Annotated in this window: 12 protein-coding genes and 1 tRNA gene; 5 read left to right on the forward strand and 8 right to left on the reverse strand. The window is 70.9% G+C overall.

The genetic code is table 11. The features are described 5' to 3' along the window. Positions 1–3: 3 nt before the first annotated feature. Positions 4–2,907, forward strand: a complete 2,904-nt coding sequence (locus QM582_RS14835; protein ID WP_415085667.1) for an FAD-binding and (Fe-S)-binding domain-containing protein — start codon at positions 4–6, stop codon at positions 2,905–2,907. Positions 2,908–3,025: 118 nt separating this feature from the next. Continuing rightward, positions 3,026–4,708 (forward strand): energy-dependent translational throttle protein EttA, encoded by a 1,683-nt coding sequence (ettA, locus tag QM582_RS14840; protein ID WP_415085669.1) that lies wholly within the window; start codon positions 3,026–3,028, stop codon positions 4,706–4,708. A 148-nt stretch (positions 4,709–4,856) separates the two neighbouring features. Here the strand turns inward: ettA and QM582_RS14845 are convergent, their stop codons facing one another. The 7 genes from QM582_RS14845 to QM582_RS14875 all read right to left on the reverse strand — a co-directional run bounded on the left by QM582_RS14845 (position 4,857) and on the right by QM582_RS14875 (position 12,910). Beyond that, positions 4,857–5,318 carry a single-stranded DNA-binding protein gene (locus QM582_RS14845; RefSeq protein WP_415085671.1) on the reverse strand — a complete coding sequence of 154 codons (462 nt, stop codon included), beginning with the start codon at positions 5,316–5,318 and terminating at the stop codon, positions 4,857–4,859. 202 nt (positions 5,319–5,520) lie between these two features. Next, entirely contained in the window at positions 5,521–7,110 is a 1,590-nt protein-coding gene (locus QM582_RS14850) for a GTPase (protein WP_415085673.1), read from the reverse strand. Further along, positions 7,107–8,945 (reverse strand): GTPase domain-containing protein, encoded by a 1,839-nt coding sequence (locus QM582_RS14855; RefSeq protein WP_415085675.1) that lies wholly within the window; start codon positions 8,943–8,945, stop codon positions 7,107–7,109. The genes QM582_RS14850 and QM582_RS14855 overlap by 4 nt, the downstream gene beginning before the upstream one ends. An 8-nt stretch (positions 8,946–8,953) precedes the next feature. Continuing rightward, a complete protein-coding gene (locus QM582_RS14860) occupies positions 8,954–10,381 on the reverse strand; it encodes a PrsW family intramembrane metalloprotease (protein WP_415085677.1) in 1,428 nt (475 codons plus the stop codon). A gap of 53 nt (positions 10,382–10,434) precedes the next feature. After that, positions 10,435–11,193, reverse strand: coding sequence for a hypothetical protein (locus QM582_RS14865; RefSeq protein ID WP_415085679.1), 759 nt, complete (start codon positions 11,191–11,193; stop codon positions 10,435–10,437). Beyond that, the gene (locus tag QM582_RS14870) at positions 11,187–11,762 is read right to left on the reverse strand and encodes a hypothetical protein (protein ID WP_415085681.1); all 576 of its coding nucleotides are present in this window, start codon (positions 11,760–11,762) and stop codon (positions 11,187–11,189) included. The genes QM582_RS14865 and QM582_RS14870 overlap by 7 nt, the downstream gene beginning before the upstream one ends. 122 nt (positions 11,763–11,884) lie before the next feature. Then, the gene (locus QM582_RS14875) at positions 11,885–12,910 is read right to left on the reverse strand and encodes a helix-turn-helix transcriptional regulator (RefSeq protein ID WP_415085682.1); all 1,026 of its coding nucleotides are present in this window, start codon (positions 12,908–12,910) and stop codon (positions 11,885–11,887) included. 62 nt (positions 12,911–12,972) lie between these two features. On the opposite strand from QM582_RS14875, the gene QM582_RS14880 reads away from it, so the two are divergent. After that, positions 12,973–14,028 (forward strand): ATP-binding cassette domain-containing protein, encoded by a 1,056-nt coding sequence (locus QM582_RS14880; RefSeq protein WP_415085684.1) that lies wholly within the window; start codon positions 12,973–12,975, stop codon positions 14,026–14,028. Further along, entirely contained in the window at positions 14,025–14,822 is a 798-nt protein-coding gene (locus QM582_RS14885) for an ABC transporter permease (RefSeq protein WP_415085686.1), read from the forward strand. Before QM582_RS14880 ends, QM582_RS14885 begins: the two co-directional genes overlap by 4 nt. 4 nt (positions 14,823–14,826) lie before the next feature. Here the strand turns inward: QM582_RS14885 and QM582_RS14890 are convergent. Beyond that, positions 14,827–14,899, reverse strand: a tRNA-Arg gene (locus tag QM582_RS14890). Between the two features lie 31 nt (positions 14,900–14,930). On the opposite strand from QM582_RS14890, the gene QM582_RS14895 reads away from it, so the two are divergent. After that, positions 14,931–16,118, forward strand: a complete 1,188-nt coding sequence (locus QM582_RS14895; protein ID WP_415085688.1) for an MFS transporter — start codon at positions 14,931–14,933, stop codon at positions 16,116–16,118. Positions 16,119–16,195: the final 77 nt, after the last annotated feature.

Raw genomic sequence — 16,195 nt, forward strand, 5'->3', positions numbered from 1 at the left:
CGGGTGGGCCGTCCCGCCTTTGACCGCTCCCCACTGAGCCGCGCGCTCTACACCTCCGACGCCTCGCTCTACCGAGTGGTGCCCGAGGCGGTCTGCGTCCCCGACGACCTGCCGGGCCTGGACCAGGCCGTGGACACCGCGCTGGCGAGCCGGCTGCCGATCACCCTGCGAGGCGCCGGGACGTCATGCGCCGGCAACGCGGTCGGTCCCGGACTGGTGATCGACACCCGCCGGCTGAACCGGATCGAGTCGCTGGACGCGGCGTCCGGGCTGGCCGTGGTGTTGCCCGGGGTGGTGCAGGCCGAGCTGACCGCGGCCGGGCGTCCACACGGGCTGCGGTTCGGGCCCGATCCGTCCACCGCGTCCCGCTGCACGGTGGGCGGCATGATCGGCAACAACGCCTGCGGCCCGCGCGCACTCGGCTATGGCCGGACCAGTGACGTGGTCGAGGGGCTGGACCTGATCACCGGCACCGGTGAGCGGCTGGAGCTGCGTCCGGGCGCCGACCTGCGCACCCATCGGTCGCCGATGCTGAGGGCGCTGCGCGAGCTGGTGGCCGCCAACCTGGGCGTGATCCGGACCGAGTTCGGCCGGTTCGGACGCCAGGTGTCCGGCTATTCGCTGGAGCATCTGCTGCCCGAGAACGGCTTCGACGTGGCCCGGTTCCTGGTCGGCTCCGAGGGCACCCTCGCGGTGGTGCGGCGGGCCTGGGTGCGGCTCGCCGAGGATCCGCCGCACACCGTGCTGGTGGCGTTGGGCTTCGAGTCGCTGGCCGATGCCGCCGACGCGATGCCGGAGGTGCTGCGCCATCGACCGCGGGCCTGCGAGGGGCTGGACGCCCGGATCGTCGCCCCGGTGCTGGAGCGCCGCGATGCAGGGGCGCTGCGGCGACCCGGCGCGGCCGTGCCTGCGCTGCCACCCGGACGGGGCTGGCTGTTCGTCGAACTGGCCGGTGCGGACGCCGCATCGCTGCGTGCCGAGGCGTCCGAGCTCGCGGCGCTGCCGGCTGCCCTCGGGGCCGTGGTCGCCGACGACCCGTCCACGGCCGCCGCGTGGTGGCGGCTGCGGGCCGACGCCGCCGGCTACGCGGGAGTGGCGCTGGACCGTTCGGCGCACGCCGGCTGGGAGGACGCCGCGGTGCCTCCGGAACGGCTGGGCGACTACCTGCGTGCGTTCGAGGCGTTGCTCGCCCGGCACGGACTGCACGGGCTGCCCTACGGGCACTTCGGGGAGGGCTGCGTGCACTGCCGGATCGATTTCCCGCTCGGGACGCCGGGCGGCACCGCCGCCTACCGCCGGTTCATTGAGGAGGCCGCCGATCTGGTCGCGGCGCACGGTGGCTCGATGTCCGGCGAGCACGGCGACGGCCGGGCCCGCTCGGAGCTGCTGCCGCGGATGTACTCGCCGGCGGCGCTGCGCCTGTTCGCGGCCGTCAAGCGGCTGTTCGATCCGGACAATCTGCTCAACCCCGGGGTGCTGGTCGACCCGGCACCGCTGGACGCCGACCTGCGGCTGGCCCAGGTGTCGCACCCGCTGACCGGCCTGGCCGCCGACGTGCACCGCTGCACCGGGGTCGGTCGCTGCGTCGCCGCCGGCGCGGCGGACGCGATGTGCCCGTCGTTCCAGGTCACCCGGCGGGAGCAGGACTCCACCCGCGGTCGGGCCCGGGTGCTGCAGGAACTGGAGAACGGCTCGCTGCTCGCCTCGCCGCGCTCGCCGGAGGTGACCGCGGCGCTCGACCTGTGCCTGGCCTGCAAGGCCTGCGCCAGCGAATGTCCCACCGGGGTGGATCTGGCCTGGGACAAGGCCCGGACGCTCCATCGAGCCCATGCCGGACGCCTCCGCCCGCTGGCCCACTACACGCTGGGCTGGCTGCCGCGCTGGACCCGGCTGGTCACCGCGGTTCCCGGGCTGGCGGCGCTGGCCAACGGCGCGCTCCGGACGCCCGGGCTGCGCCGGCTGTTGCTCGCCCTGGCCGGGGTGGACGCCCGGCGCCAAGTGCCGACCTTCCGCACCGGTCGGTTCGCACCGGCCGACATCGCCGGTCGGGAACCCGTCCCCACCGATCCTGGCGCCACCGATCTTCTCCGCGACGCCCCTGGCCCCACCGAACCCGTCCCGACCAACTCCGGCTCCACCAACCCCGTCCCCACCGACCTTCTCCGCGCCGACCCCACCGGTCCCAGACGCGTCGCCGCCGAGCCGGGCCGCCTCGGCCCGGTGGCGGTCTGGGTCGACTCGTTCAGCCGCGGGTTCGCCGGCGGTCAGCTGCCGGCCACCCTGCGGGTGCTGAGCGCTGCCGGCTACCGCCCCGAACTGATCGGCCCGGACGCCTGCTGCGGGCTGACCTGGATCACCACCGGGCAACTCGATGCGGCAGCGGCCAGGATCCGCCGAGCGCTGGATGTGCTGTCGCCGCTGGCCGTGGCCGGCGTGCCCATCGTCGGGCTGGAACCCTCCTGCCTGGCGGTGTGGCGCGACGAGGCCGGCAAGCTCGTCGACGATCCGCGGGTTACCCAGGTGGCGGACCATTTGGTCACTCTGGCCGAGCTGCTCGGCCGGACCCCCGGCTGGCGACCGCCGGAGCTTTCCGGGCTGACCGTCGTGGCCCAGCCGCACTGTCACCACAGCGCCGTCCTGGGTTGGGACGCGGACGCCGCTCTGCTGCGAAGCACCGGCGCCACGTTGGTGACGGTGACCGGCTGCTGCGGCCTGGCCGGCAACTTCGGTGTCGAGCGGGGCCACTACGACGTCTCGGTCGCCGTCGCCGGGCTACACCTGCTGCCCGCCCTGGACGCCGCCCCAGCGGACGCGATCGCCTTGGCCGACGGCTTCTCCTGCCGGACCCAGCTCGCCGACCTGACCGGACGCCGGGCGCTCACCTTGGCCGAACTGCTGGACGTCTGACTCCCGCTGACCCGGGAAGGCTGCCGGTAGGGCCGGGCCGGCGTGGAGGTGCCCGTGCGCCGGGTCGATATACTCGGGGGCGCTCTGTTCCGATCCCCCTTCTCCGACGAGGTTCCGTATGCCCGAGTTCGTGTTCACCATGCACAACGTCCGCAAGAAGCTGGGCGAGAAGCTGGTGCTCGACAACGTCACGATGTCGTTCTTCGAGGGCGCCAAGATCGGCGTCGTCGGACCCAACGGCGCCGGCAAGTCGACCATGCTCAAGCTGATGGCCGGGTTGATCCAGCCCGACAACGGCGACGTCTTCCTGAAGAAGGAGGCGACGGTCGGCATCCTGCTGCAGGAGCCGCCGCTCACCGAGGGCAAGACGGTGCTGGAGAACATCGAGGAAGCGGTCGCCGAGACCAAGGCGATGGTGGACCGGTTCAACGAGATCGGCATGGAGATGGCCGAGCCGGATGCCGATTTCGACGCCCTGATGGAAGAGATGGGCAATCTGCAGACCGAGCTCGACCATCGGCAGGCCTGGGATCTGGAATCGCAGCTGGAGCAGGCGATGGACGCCCTGCAGTGCCCGCCCGGCGACACCGTGGTGGACGTGCTGTCCGGCGGCGAGCGGCGCCGGGTGGCGCTGTGCAAGCTGCTGCTGCAGCAGCCCGACCTGCTGCTGCTCGACGAGCCGACCAACCACCTGGACGCCGAGAGCGTGAACTGGCTGGAAGGTCACCTGAAGACCTACCCGGGCGCGGTGCTGGCGGTCACCCACGACCGCTACTTCCTGGACAACGTGGCGGAGTGGATCTGCGAGATCGACCGCGGCCGGCTGCACCCCTACGAGGGCAACTACTCCACCTATCTGGAGACCAAACGCCAGCGGCTGCAGATCGAGGGCAAGAAGGACGCCAAGCGGGCCAAGATCCTGGAGAAGGAGCTCGAGTGGGTGCGGGCCAACCCGAAGGCCCGGCAGGCGAAGAACAAGGCCCGCCTGGCCCGCTACGAGGAACTGGCCACCGAGGCGGAGCGGAACCGCCAGATCGACCTCACCGAGATCAACATCCCGCCCGGCCCCCGGCTCGGCTCCGACGTGCTGGACGCCAAGAAGCTGACCAAGGGTTTCGGTGACCGGATCCTGATCGAGGACCTGTCGTTCAGCCTGCCCCGGGCCGGCATCGTCGGCATCATCGGCCCGAACGGCGTCGGCAAGACCACGCTGTTCAAGATGATCGTCGGTGAGGAGCAGCCCGACTCGGGTGCGCTGGACGTCGGCAAGACCGTGCAGATCTCGTACGTCGACCAGTCGCGCGGCGGGATCGACTCGTCGAAGAACGTCTGGGAAGTCGTCTCCGACGGCCTGGATCACATCAAGGTCGGCAGTTTCGAGATGCCGTCGCGTGCCTATGTCGCCTCCTTCGGGTTCAAAGGGCCCGACCAGCAGAAGCTGGCCGGAGTGCTGTCGGGTGGTGAGCGCAACCGGCTGAACCTGGCGCTGACGCTGAAGATGGGCGGCAACCTGCTGCTGCTCGACGAGCCGACCAACGACCTGGACGTGGAGACCCTGCAGTCGCTGGAGGACGCCCTGCTGGAGTTCCCGGGCTGCGCCGTGGTGATCTCCCACGACCGCTGGTTCCTGGACCGGGTGGCCACCCACATCCTGGCCTGGGAGGGCACCGCCGACGACGAGGCCGACTGGTTCTGGTTCGAGGGCAACTTCGCCGACTACGAGACCAACAAGATCGCCCGGCTGGGTGCCGAGGCGGCTCGTCCGCACGCCAGCAAGCACCGGCGGCTGACCCGCGACTGACCCGCATCGCCCATCGGTCGGACGGACACCGATCCGCCGGGCCCACAACCGATCGGCCGAATCACAGCCATCCGCCGGACGGCGGGAGTCGGATTCCGGCGGCACCAAGGCCGGGGGAAGACCCTGGGCCGCCGGAACCCGCGGCAGCTCAAGCTGCCGGCTTCTCCTCGTCGGGCCCGGGCGCCGTGGACTCCTCCAGTTCGCCGAAGACCGACGGGTCTTCGGCGGGCGGAGGCTGCGGCATCGTCCGCTCGGCTCGCCGGAACGTGCTGGTGCCGCGGCCCAGGTCGTGGCCCACGGCGAGCGCGTCGAGCACCAGCCGCTCGCGGACCTCGCCGGTTTCGGCGTTGGTCCAACTCCAGGTGGTGAGCCGGCCGGTGACGATCAGCGGATCGCCCTTGCTGACACTGGCCTGCACGTTCAGCGACAACTGGCGGTTGCGGCAGTTCACGTTCAGCCAGGTGGTCTCGCCGTCACGCCAGGTGCCGTTGCGGACGAACCGCGGGGTGCAGGCCAGCCGGAAGGCGGCGTAGGCCCATTCGTTGGTGTCGTCGGTGCGCACATCGATGTCGCTGCCGACATTGCCGGTCACCGTGATGGTGGCGTCCATGCTTGCCTCCTGAGGCTGAGGGATTCGTCATCCTCAGTGTGGGCACCACCGGCGAAAAGTGTTCACAATCGTCGGAGAGGGCTCCGACAAGCCCAGTCAGCAGTGGGACGAAAGGAACCGTCCCCAGCGTCCCACCAGACCCAGTCAGCAGTGGGACGAAAAGAACCGTCCCCAGCGTCCCACCAAGCCCGGACGGGCAGCGTCAGCGGGCGTTGCGCACCGCTTGGACGGCCCGGCGGTGGCGGTCCAGCTCGTCCTCGACGGGCGCGATCAGCTCGGCGTCGGTGACCTGGCCGATGGCCCGGTGCAACACCCGTTCGGCCCGGTGCGCCTTGGCGCGGGCACTGACCGATACGCCCAGCGAGGACAGCCCGGCCAGCAGCAGGCCGCCCAGCACACCGCCGGCGAGCAGAATGAACTGCGCCGGCCAGCCCCACCAGTACACGGTGGGTATGCCGGCCAGGCCCAGGGCGGGGGCCAGCATCATGAACAGCGTCCACAACCCGCCCACCACCACGGCGACCATCAGCAGCCACTGCAGCAGCCGCACCACCGACCACCAGCCGGTGCCGCGGTCCAGTTCCAGGTCGGCGCCGGCGATCGCGGTGTCGAGGCGATCCATCAGCAGTGCCTCACGACCCCGGGCGGCCGAGCGCACCGCCGCCGCCCAGCCCCGGGGCAGGCCGGTCGATGCCGCGTCCACCAGTTCGCGCAGCCCGCGGTCGAGCCGGGCCCGTTGCACCGAGCTGGCGCCCGGCAGCGACGTCCGGCTGACCGCGGTCGGCGCCAGCCGCCGATCGCTCTGGTCGAGCCGCAGCGCCCGCAACGGATCGGGCTTCAGCCGGGCCAGCCAGGTCACGAAGGGCCAGCCGGTGGCCACCCCGCCGCGCAGCTTCCAGGCGTCCCGGACGCCGTCGACCGCGATCCCGACCCCACTGGCCTCGGCCAGTGCCTGGACCAGCGGCTCACGGCGTTTGCGGTCCAGCGTCGGGGTCGGCGCCGTGCCCAGTTCGGCAGCCAGTTCCTCGGCGGCCACCGTGACGTCGGCGGCGATCCGACGGCTGACCACCGCCTTGTCGGCGACCGCCTGGGCCAGCAGCTGCCGCAACTCGGGCACCCCGGTCCCGTCCAGCGCCGACATCGAGATCAGCCGGGCCGCCGCCAGCCCTTCGGCGTCCAGCAGTCGGCGCAGGTCGGCCATCGCGTCCGCCAGATCGTCGGGCTGCAGCCGGTCGGACTGGTTGAGCACCACGATCATCACCTCGGCGTACGGCGCCAGCGGCCGCAGGTACCGGTCGTGCAGCGCCGCGTCGGCATACTTCTGTGGGTCGACCACCCAGATCAGCATGTCCACCAGCGGCACCAGCCGGTCGACCGTCATCCGGTGCGCCGCCTCGGTGGAGTCGTGGTCGGGCAGGTCCAGCAGCACCAGGTTGGCGAACGCGCTGCGGCGCGCCGGCACCAGGTGCCGCCGGGGCACGTCGAGCCAGTCCAGCAGCTCGCCGGGCAGTTCGGTGCCCCAGGCCACCGCCATCGCCGTGGACGTGGTGGGCCGACGGACCCCGGTGGTCGCGAATTCGGTGCCGCTGATCGCGTTGAAGGAGGTCGACTTGCCCGACCCGGTCGCGCCGGCCAGCGCCACCACGGTGTGATCGCCGGAGAAGGCGCCGCGCTCCCCGGCCCGCTTCACCACCGCGGCCGCCCGGTCCACCACCGCGGCGGAGGACCGGTCCCGGCTCAGTTCCACCGCCTCGTCGAGCGCCTGCAGGCGTTGCGCCAGCGTCCGGCTCATCCGCGGTCACCGTCCTCGTCGCCGACCAGCTCGGCCTCCACGATCTCTTCCGCCGCCGGACGCGCCGGCCCGCTGGACAGCTGCCGGACGGCGCCCTTGAAAGCCTCCAGCTCCGCCGCCGACGGCGGGGTGAGCCGATCGTCGCCGCGGCGGGCCTCGTTCACCGCCGCCACCGCCGCCCGAATCGCCTCCGCGGTCTCGGCCCGGACGCCGGCCTGGTCGAGGGCGATCTCGTAGCGGGCCAGCTCGCCGGCCAGCAGCGCCTCGACCCGGGCGTCCAGGTCCTGCTTGGCGCGCTTGGCCAGCCGGCGGACGGCGTCCTCACCGAAGACCGCCTCCAACACTCGCTGGGCGAGCACCGCGGTGCCGCCGGCCACGCCGACCTCGGCGCCGGTGATCCCGCCGGTGGTGGAGAAGACCACCATCATCAGCGCGATGCCGACTCCGTTGGTGCCCAGCGCCAGGAACCGGGCCCGGGACTTCTTGGAGCTGCCCTCGCCGCTGACCAGTTCCAGCACGTCGGCCTGCCAATTACGGATCGCCAGCGCCACCTGGGCCGGGAAGTCGTCGGACGCGCGTCCGAGCTCGGCGGTGGACGCCGCCAGCAGCTGGCGCCCGGCCGGATCGTTGGCCCAGGCCGCCTCGGTACGCTCCGCGGCCGCCTCACCCTCTTCCCGGATCAGCACCTCCATGCCGGACTCCACCGCCAGCTTGACGTCGTTGACCTGCTTCGGCTCACCGCGCAGGGACGCCACCAGCCGGTCCCGCAGCCAGCCGATCTTCTGCTCGACGGCGCGGAAGAACTCCCCGGTGCCGACGAAATCCTGCCAGCGGGCCAGCACCTCGCCGCGCAGCAGGCTGCCGTCCGCGGTCTGGACGCCGATGGTGCGCATCGCCTCCCGGTAGGAGCCCTCGGCGTCGGCGCGCAGCTGGGTGACGGCGGCCGCCTGGGAGTCGACCGCCTGTGCCACGGTGGGCGCCGTCCGGCACTGGGCGGCGATCGCGCCGTCCAGGGTCTGCAGCACCACCGACGCCCGCACCTGGCTGTCGGCGGCCAGCGAGGCCAACCACTCTCGGATCGGGGCCACCGCGACGTCCGGCAGCAGCCCCTCGGCGTCGGTGACCGTCTCGGGGACCGCGAACAGCGGCGAGTCGCCCAGCCCGCGGTCGGCCATCAACTGCCCCAGGTGCGCCGGCACCTCGGTCATCGCCGCCGGCGGGACCCGCTGCAGCACCACCGCGACCGCGGCACTGCGCTCGGCGGCGGCGCTCAGGTAGTCCCAGGGCACGGCGTCGGCGTAGCGGGCGGCGGTGGTGACGAACAGCCACAGGTCGGCGGCGGCCAGCAGCTGCGCGGCCAGCGCCCGGTTCTCGGCCACCACAGAGTCGATGTCGGGGGCGTCCAGGATGGCCAGGCCCTGCGGCAGGGACGCCTCGGCGACCAACTGCAGGGTGCGGGTGTCGTCGGCGGCGTCCAGGCTGCGGGCCAGGCCGGGCAGGATGCGGTCCGGTCCGAACCAGTGCGCGTCATCGGGATGGTGCACCAGCACCGGCGAGCGGGTGGTCGGCCGGATCACCCCCGGACGGCTCACCGTGCGTCCGATCATCGAGTTCACCAGGGTCGACTTGCCGGCCCCGGTGGAGCCGCCCACGACGGCCAGCAGCGGGGCGTCCAGCCGCTCCAGCCGGGGCAGCAGGTAGTCGTTCAGCTGCGCGGTCAGGTCGTGCCGCAGCGTGGCCGCGACCGTGCGTCCGGGCAGGTCGAGCGGCAGCCGGGACCGGTCGAGGGCGTCCGCGAGCAGCCTGAGCGAACTCGCCAGTTGGCCAGCGCTCATGCGTCTCCTCACCCGGGGGGCGGCCCCCATTTCGGGTCCACCCTGGAATACAGCTGCGATCCTAGTGGTGCCGAGCCGGGACCTGCCGGCCAGTTCCCGCCCAATCCGGCCGGGCCGGGATAGCTGGGCGGCGGATAGTCCACCGGCTTGGGCTTGCGCAGTGTCGGCAGGCTGAGCCGCTGGCCCCGCGGATCGTCGATGGCCAGGCCGCGCAGCGACCGGGTCTGGTACAGCAACTCGGTGGCGCGGGCCTGCCCGGCGGCGTCGATCACGCCCTTCACCTCGGCGTCTCGCAGGTAGGCGAGCTCGGTCAGCGTCCGTTGCAGGCTGAGTGTCGCGCGCAGCACCGACCAGCCCCGGGTGGCGGCCACCATCAGCGCCCAGGCCCGGCGGCGGACCCGCGAGGTGATCTCAGGATCGACCGGCGACAGCCAACCCATCCGGACGTAGTCGGTCAGCCGGGCGCGAATCTTGCGGCTCTCGGTGAACAGCTGCCGCACCACGTAGACCGCCACGGACGCCACCAGCGGCAGCGCCACCGCGAAGTAGATCACGTAGCGCATCACGCCCTGGGCGAAGGTGGCCTGGGAGTTGAACATCATGTGCAGCAGCGCGGCCAGCAGATAGCCGATCAGCGGCGCCAGCACCCGCACCACCTTGCTGTGGGTGCGCAGCGCCACCAGCAGGCCAAGCCCGGTCATCATGGTGAACAGCGGATGCCCGAACGCCGTCCAGAAGCCGCGCAGCCAGACCAGTTCACGCACCGCCGCCTCGGCGTTCCCGGTGTTGATCTGGGAACTGGAGTACATGATCGCGCGGGAGTAATAGATGATGTTCTCGGTGAACGCGAAGCCGGCCGCGGAGAGCCCGGCGAGCGCCACCCCGTTCAGTTTGGTGACCAGTTGATAGCGCACCAGCATCGCGATCCAGAACAGCACCGTAGCTTTGGCGGCCTCCTCCACGAACGGCGCGATGTAGATCGCCGCCCGGGCCCCGGTCGTCGGGTCGGCCTGGGTGCCTTCCACCACGATGGACAGCTGTTCGGACGCCCAGGTGTTGATGTGCAGCGACACGAAGGTGGCGACCGACGCGCCCCAGCCCAGCGTCAAGTACCACACCAGCAGCCGCTGCGGCCGGAACCGGTCGGCGATCACGAACAGCACGATCCAGAAGATCAGCGTCGGCATCGCATACCAGAACGAATCCCGGATCGCCGAGTGGTTGATCCCGGGCACCACGCCGTCGCGGACCGGGGTGTCGGCCGTCATCATCGCGTACTGCGACCACAGGCAGGCGGCGTAGATCAGGGTGAAGACGATGCCGATCCAGGTCCACGGGTTGGTCAGGATCCGCTTCGGCAGCGGCGCGGACAGGTCCGACTGTGACGGAATGCCGTTGAGCAACCGGCTGTGCCGGGCGATCGTGTCCGTCGACATGCCGGCAAGACTACCGGGCGTCCGGGGCGGCTCTTCGGCCACCCGCAACCAGCTCAGCGGTTGAGTGCGACGAGCTCTCCGATCGGCAGCGCCCGCGAACCGCTCCGGGTCGTCGGAAGCACCCCTGATTGGCCGGCCACCGACCAGGACACCTGCCAGTTGACCGTGGTCCGAACCGTGTAGCTGCCCTTCGGAAGGGACGGCCGGCTGTAGCGGTGCCCACAATCCAGGGACGGTGCGCCGGGCTCGACCGCCCGGTTGTAGGACGCCATCGAGGTGCAGGTCACGGTGCGTCCGTCGCCCATCGCGAAGTTCACCGAACTCCGGCGGGCGGTCAGGGTGAACGTCTCCCCCGCCTCGCTCACCGAGGTGGTCAGCTGCGCCGGACCGGACGTCCACAGCCAGATCGGGAAGCCGACGGCCAACATCTTCCACTCGTTGACGCTGGGATCGGGCCCGAACTGGGGCGTGGCGTCGGGTAGCCGGAGCCGTGCGACCAAGCGGATGGCGATGTTCTCCCGCGCCTCCCGAACCCGGAAGACGTCCCCGTCGTCGCAGCCGCTGGCGCCACTGGCCTGGCACTTCGCGATCGCTGCCCAGTACTCGCTGTACGTCAGCCACTTGCCTTGGTAGTAGAACTCGACTCGTTTCTTGCCCGCTGACTTCGCAATCTTGCTCAGGTCGATGGTTCCGACAATGCGATCACCATCGTCACTGATGGCTGGGTCGGCGACTGTGGGAGCGCTGTTCGCGACGGCAACAGCAATCCCCGCTACCGTGGCGAGAACGGCACGCGCCCCCACCCTCAGCACGATCCCACCTGTTTGCTGGCAAAGGCGAAGATCTTGAGCTTTCCGTTCGAGATCCGGTAATACGAAGCCTCCAGGACAGTTGCATCGACTGGCGCCCTTGTATTGCCCGTTTCGAGTTTGACGCCCTTCGTTCGCCAGCAGACGTCCAAGGACACCGCAGAGCCATCCTTCGTGACGTCCGGGGTCGGCGTGACGGCAACGATGTCGAAAGTGCCACCTTTAGCCTTCGATCCTCGTGTCTTCAACTGACGGTAGAGCTTCATCACTCCGTCGAGTGCCTGACCCACCAGGGTGTCCTTCAACACAGCCGTAGCTGTCGACGTGCCGCCGGAGCGATACAGCCGGACGTTCTCCTTCCAGTACGCCCGGTACACGGCTTCGGCCTGCTCGATCAGCCTGTTCTGCTCCTGGGTCTGGTCGTACTCCTGCTGGGTGCAGGGCCGCGGCGTCCCACCAGCCGGCGAGCATGTCGGGGACGGACTCGCCGATGGAACCACCGACGATGCCGACCCGGACGCGGTGGGCGTCGAAGTCGGCGTACACCCCGCAATCATCACGGCCAGCAACACAGCCGACCCACACAGTCGTCGCATCAGATTCCTCCCTGACGTCGGCGTCAGTCTGGCACGGGACGAGTTGGCAACGACGAGGTCTTGCCCAATCTGTGGATAACTCCGATCAAGTCATGCCGTCACTGCCGAAGGGGATCATCTGACCTGATCGGGTCCCCAGTCGTCCGGGGCGCCGGCGGCGGGGCGTCCAGGGCCCGCAGCATGCGTTCCACCGTCTCGCGCAGTTCGGCGCGGGTCGGGTCGGCCAGATCGGTGCGGTACTCGACGCCGGTGGGGATCCAGGACAGCGCATACATGGCCTCGCGGAAGTCGCCGCCGCCCACGCCCCAGCGGGTGTGCGACTCGTCCTCGGCCTCGGCGGCCTGCCCCCATTGGCCGAAGTAGTCCCGCATGTCGGCGAGCGGCAACGCCATCACGGCGTCCGCCTCGACCGCCTGCCGTCCCCACGAGCGGGCGACGAAGATGAACTCCTCGATCTCTTCGGGGGTGAGCGGCTTCGGCGTGAACAGCACCAGGGTGTGCTCGACGCCGGCGAGCCGGTCCACCCGGAAGGTGCGCCAGTCGTCCTTGTCCAGGTCCCAGCAGAGCAGGTACCAGTGCCGATCGGCGGGCGCCAGGGCGTACGGTTCGACCCGGCGCCGGGTCTGCGCGCCGGACGCCGCGGTGTAGTGGAAGCGCACCCGCTCGTGGTCGCGGGTGGCCAACGCCAACTCGCCCAGCACATCGCTCGACACCGCCGCGCCGGCGTGGATGCCGGCCGGTTGCACGGTCTCGGCCAGCGCCTTGACCCGTCGGCGCAGGCGCGTGGGCAGCACCTGTTCGAGCTTCGCCAAGGCGGTCACGGTGGTCTCGGGGCCGCTCACCAGGCGCTGGGACGCCGCCACCCGCAACCCGATCGCCATCGCCACCGCCTCGTCGTCGGTGAGCAGCAGCGGCGGCACCGCGCTGCCCGCCTCGAGCCGGTACCCGCCCGCGATGCCGGGCGTGGACTCGATCCGGTAGCCGAGGTCGCGCAGCCGCTCGACGTCGCGCCGCACCGTGCGCTCGGTGACGCCGAGCCGTTCCGCGAGCTCGCGGCCGGGCCAATGCCGATGCGTCTGCAACAGGTTGAGCAGCGACAGCGCACGGGTGGTGGTGTCGGACATGCTTCCAAGACTGCCCGCCGATGCGGACCGGATCTGTCCGCGTCGGTTTCTACCGTTCCTCCATGGCGACCGAAACGATCATCGAGGCGCAGGGCCTGACCAAGCGCTTCACCGTCCGGAAGAAGACCGTCGAGGCGGTCACCGACCTCAGCTTCGGAGTCGCGCGGGGCGAACTCGTCGCGTTTCTGGGGCCCAACGGCGCCGGCAAATCCACCAGCCTGCGAATGCTGACCACCCTCATCCCGCCCACCTCGGGCACCGCCCGCGTCGTCGGCTTCGACATCCTCCGGCAGCCGGCGGCGGTGCGCGCCCGGATCGGCTACGTCGGGCAGCTGACCAGCGGCAGCTTCGCCCAGCGGGCCCGCGACGAACTGCTCAGCCAGGGCGCGTTCTACGGCATGCCGAAACCGGCGGCGACAGCCCGGGCCGACGAGCTCATCGAGTCCCTCGACCTGGCCGGCTTCGCCCATCGCTCCGTGCAGCAGCTCTCCGGCGGACAGAAACGCCGGCTGGACGTCGCCCTCGGGCTGATGCACGCGCCGCCGTTGTTGTTCCTCGACGAGCCGTCGACCGGGCTCGACCCGCAGAGCCGGGCCAACCTGTGGCAGCACATCCTCGAGCTGCGGGAACGGTACGGCACCACGATCTTCCTCACTACGCACTACCTGGAAGAGGCCGACCACTACGCCGAACGGGTGATGGTGATGGACAAGGGCCGGATCGTCGCCGACGACACCGCGTCCCGGTTGAAGGCGAACCTCGCCGGCGACCTGGTCACATTGGGGTTCGGGGACGAGACGGACGCCGCGGCCGCCGTCCCCGTCGTCCGGCGTCTCGTCGACCGGGAGGTGCGCCGGCCGGACGGGACGTCCGTCGTCGTCACCGCGCCGGAGGGCGAGCTGCTGCTGCCCGCGATGGTCCGTGCCCTGGACGCCGCCGGCGTCCGGGTGCGCAGCGCCGCCGCCGTCCCACCCACCCTCGACGACGTCTTCCTGGCGCTGACCGGACGCACCTTGCGCGAGGCCGACCAGGGCGAAAGCACCGACGAGACGGACGCGCCGGCCGCCGCGTCCGGAACCACCCAGCCGGCGGTCGAGCAGACAGGAGCGAACCGATGACGATCACGCACAGCAAGACCCGACCCGACACGGCGGTGCGGCCCAACCCGGTACGGGACACCTGGAACGTGCTGATCCGGGAACTGAAGCCGGTGGTGCGCGACCCGTTCTCGCTGGTCTTCAGCCTGGTCCAGCCGCTGGTCTTCCTCGGGTTGTTCGCGCCACTGCTGGTCGGCTCGGCGGGCCTGCCGCCGGGCGAGACGCTGCAGTGGTTCGTGCCCGGCGTGCTGGTGATGATCGTGCTGTTCGGCACCGGCGCCACCGGGTCGAATCTGCAGTACGAGATGATGACCGGCTCACACGAACGCACCCTGGTCGCGCCGCTCTCCCGTTCGTCGCTGCTGATCGGCCGCGCTCTCAAGGAGATCGTTCCGATCGTGGCTCAGGCGGTGATCATCGTGCTGATCGCCTGGCCGTTCGGCTTCCGGGTCAACCTGCCCGGCCTGGTCGTCGGGCTCGCACTGCTGGCCGTGTTCGGAGTCGGGTTGGGCGCGCTCTCCTACACGCTCGCGCTCGTCACGAAGGATCGGGAATGGCTGTTCTGGGGCGTGCAGCAGACGCTGATCTTCCCGCTGCTGATCCTGTCGGGGATGCTGCTGCCGCTGGACACGGCGCCGGCCTGGATGGCTGCGGCGTCCACCGTCAACCCGATCAACTGGGTGGTGCAGGCGCAGCGGGCTTTGCTGGCCGGTGACCTCGGCGCTGCGGCGGTGCTGTGGGGCTGGGTCGCCGCTCTCGCCCTCGCCGTCGTCGGCCTGCTGGTCGGCGTCCGGGCAATCAGAAGGAGCAACTGACTCGCGCGCCCGGCAGGATTCGAACCTGCGACCAAGAGATTAGAAGGCTCCTGCTCTATCCACTGAGCTACGGGCGCCCGCCCGAACATCAGCGTATAGGTTGCTCGGGTGAGTTCGGACGGTGGAAGCGGTGCGCCCTGGCGCAGCCTGACCACCGCCATCTACCTGCCGACGGCGGTGTCGTTCATCGGCTTCGGCGCCATCGTCCCGCTGGTTCCGCTGACCGCTCGGGCGCTGGGCGCCTCGGTCGCCGAGGCGGCCCTGGTGGTGGCGCTGATGGGCATCGGCGGCTTCGTCGGCGCGCTGCCGGCCGGGGTCATCGCCGACCGGTTCGGCGAGAAGAAGTCGCTGGTCGGCGCGCTGTTCGTCGACGTCAGCTGCCTGCTGGTCTGCGCCTTCGCACCGAACACCTGGGTGCTGGCCGGAGCCGTCTTCGTCACCGGCCTGTCCGGGGCGATGCTGAGCCTGGCCCGGCAGTCCTACCTCACCGTGGCCGTCCCGCTGACACACCGGGCACGAGCCCTTTCCACACTCGGCGGCGTGTTCCGGATCGGATCCCTGCTCGGACCGCTGATGGGTGCCGCGGTGGTCAGCCTGTGGGGACTGCAGGCCGCCTATCTGGTGGCCGCCGGCACCAGTCTGCTGGCGGCCTCGGTCACCATGGCGCTGCCCGACCTGCCGATGCCCGAACACGAGCCTGATCAGCCGGTCCGAATGATGCAGGTGCTGCGGCAGCACGCGCACACCTACGCCACGGCCGGTGTCGGCGCCGCCGCGCTGATGCTGGTGCGCACCTCACGCGACGCCCTGCTGCCGTTGTGGTGCGAGCAGATCGGGTTGGACGCCACCGCGACCAGCTTGGTCTTCGCCCTCTCGTCCGGCATCGACATGACCCTGTTCTATCTCGGCGGTTCGGTGATGGACCGGTTCGGACGTCGCTGGGTGTCGGTCCCGGCGATGGTGATCATGGGGGCGTGTTTCGCAGTGCTGCCGTTGGCGCATTCCGTCCTGGCGGTGGCCCTGTTCGCCGCCATCCTCGGGCTCGGCAACGGCATCTCGGCGGGCGTGGTGATGACCATCGGTTCGGACGCCTCCCCCGCGATCGGGCGTCCCCAGTTCCTGGCCGGCTGGCGGCTCACCACCGGGATCGGGCAGGCCGCCGGGCCGTTGTTGATCACCGCGATCGCCGCCGTCGCACCGCTCGGCGTGGCCGCGCTGACCATCGGCGCGATCGGATTGACCGGTGCCGGCTGGCTGTGGCGATGGGTCCGCGAGCCGGCCGCTCAGCCGCGCTGACGGCGTCCTCTCCGGGGGTTCACCCGTTCGATAACGACCCTGCAACGACAAGGGGAATTCGTCTTGACGGGGCTGTG

Source organism: Micropruina sp. (assembly GCF_047607385.1).
Taxonomy (GTDB): Bacteria; Actinomycetota; Actinomycetes; order Propionibacteriales; family Propionibacteriaceae; genus Micropruina.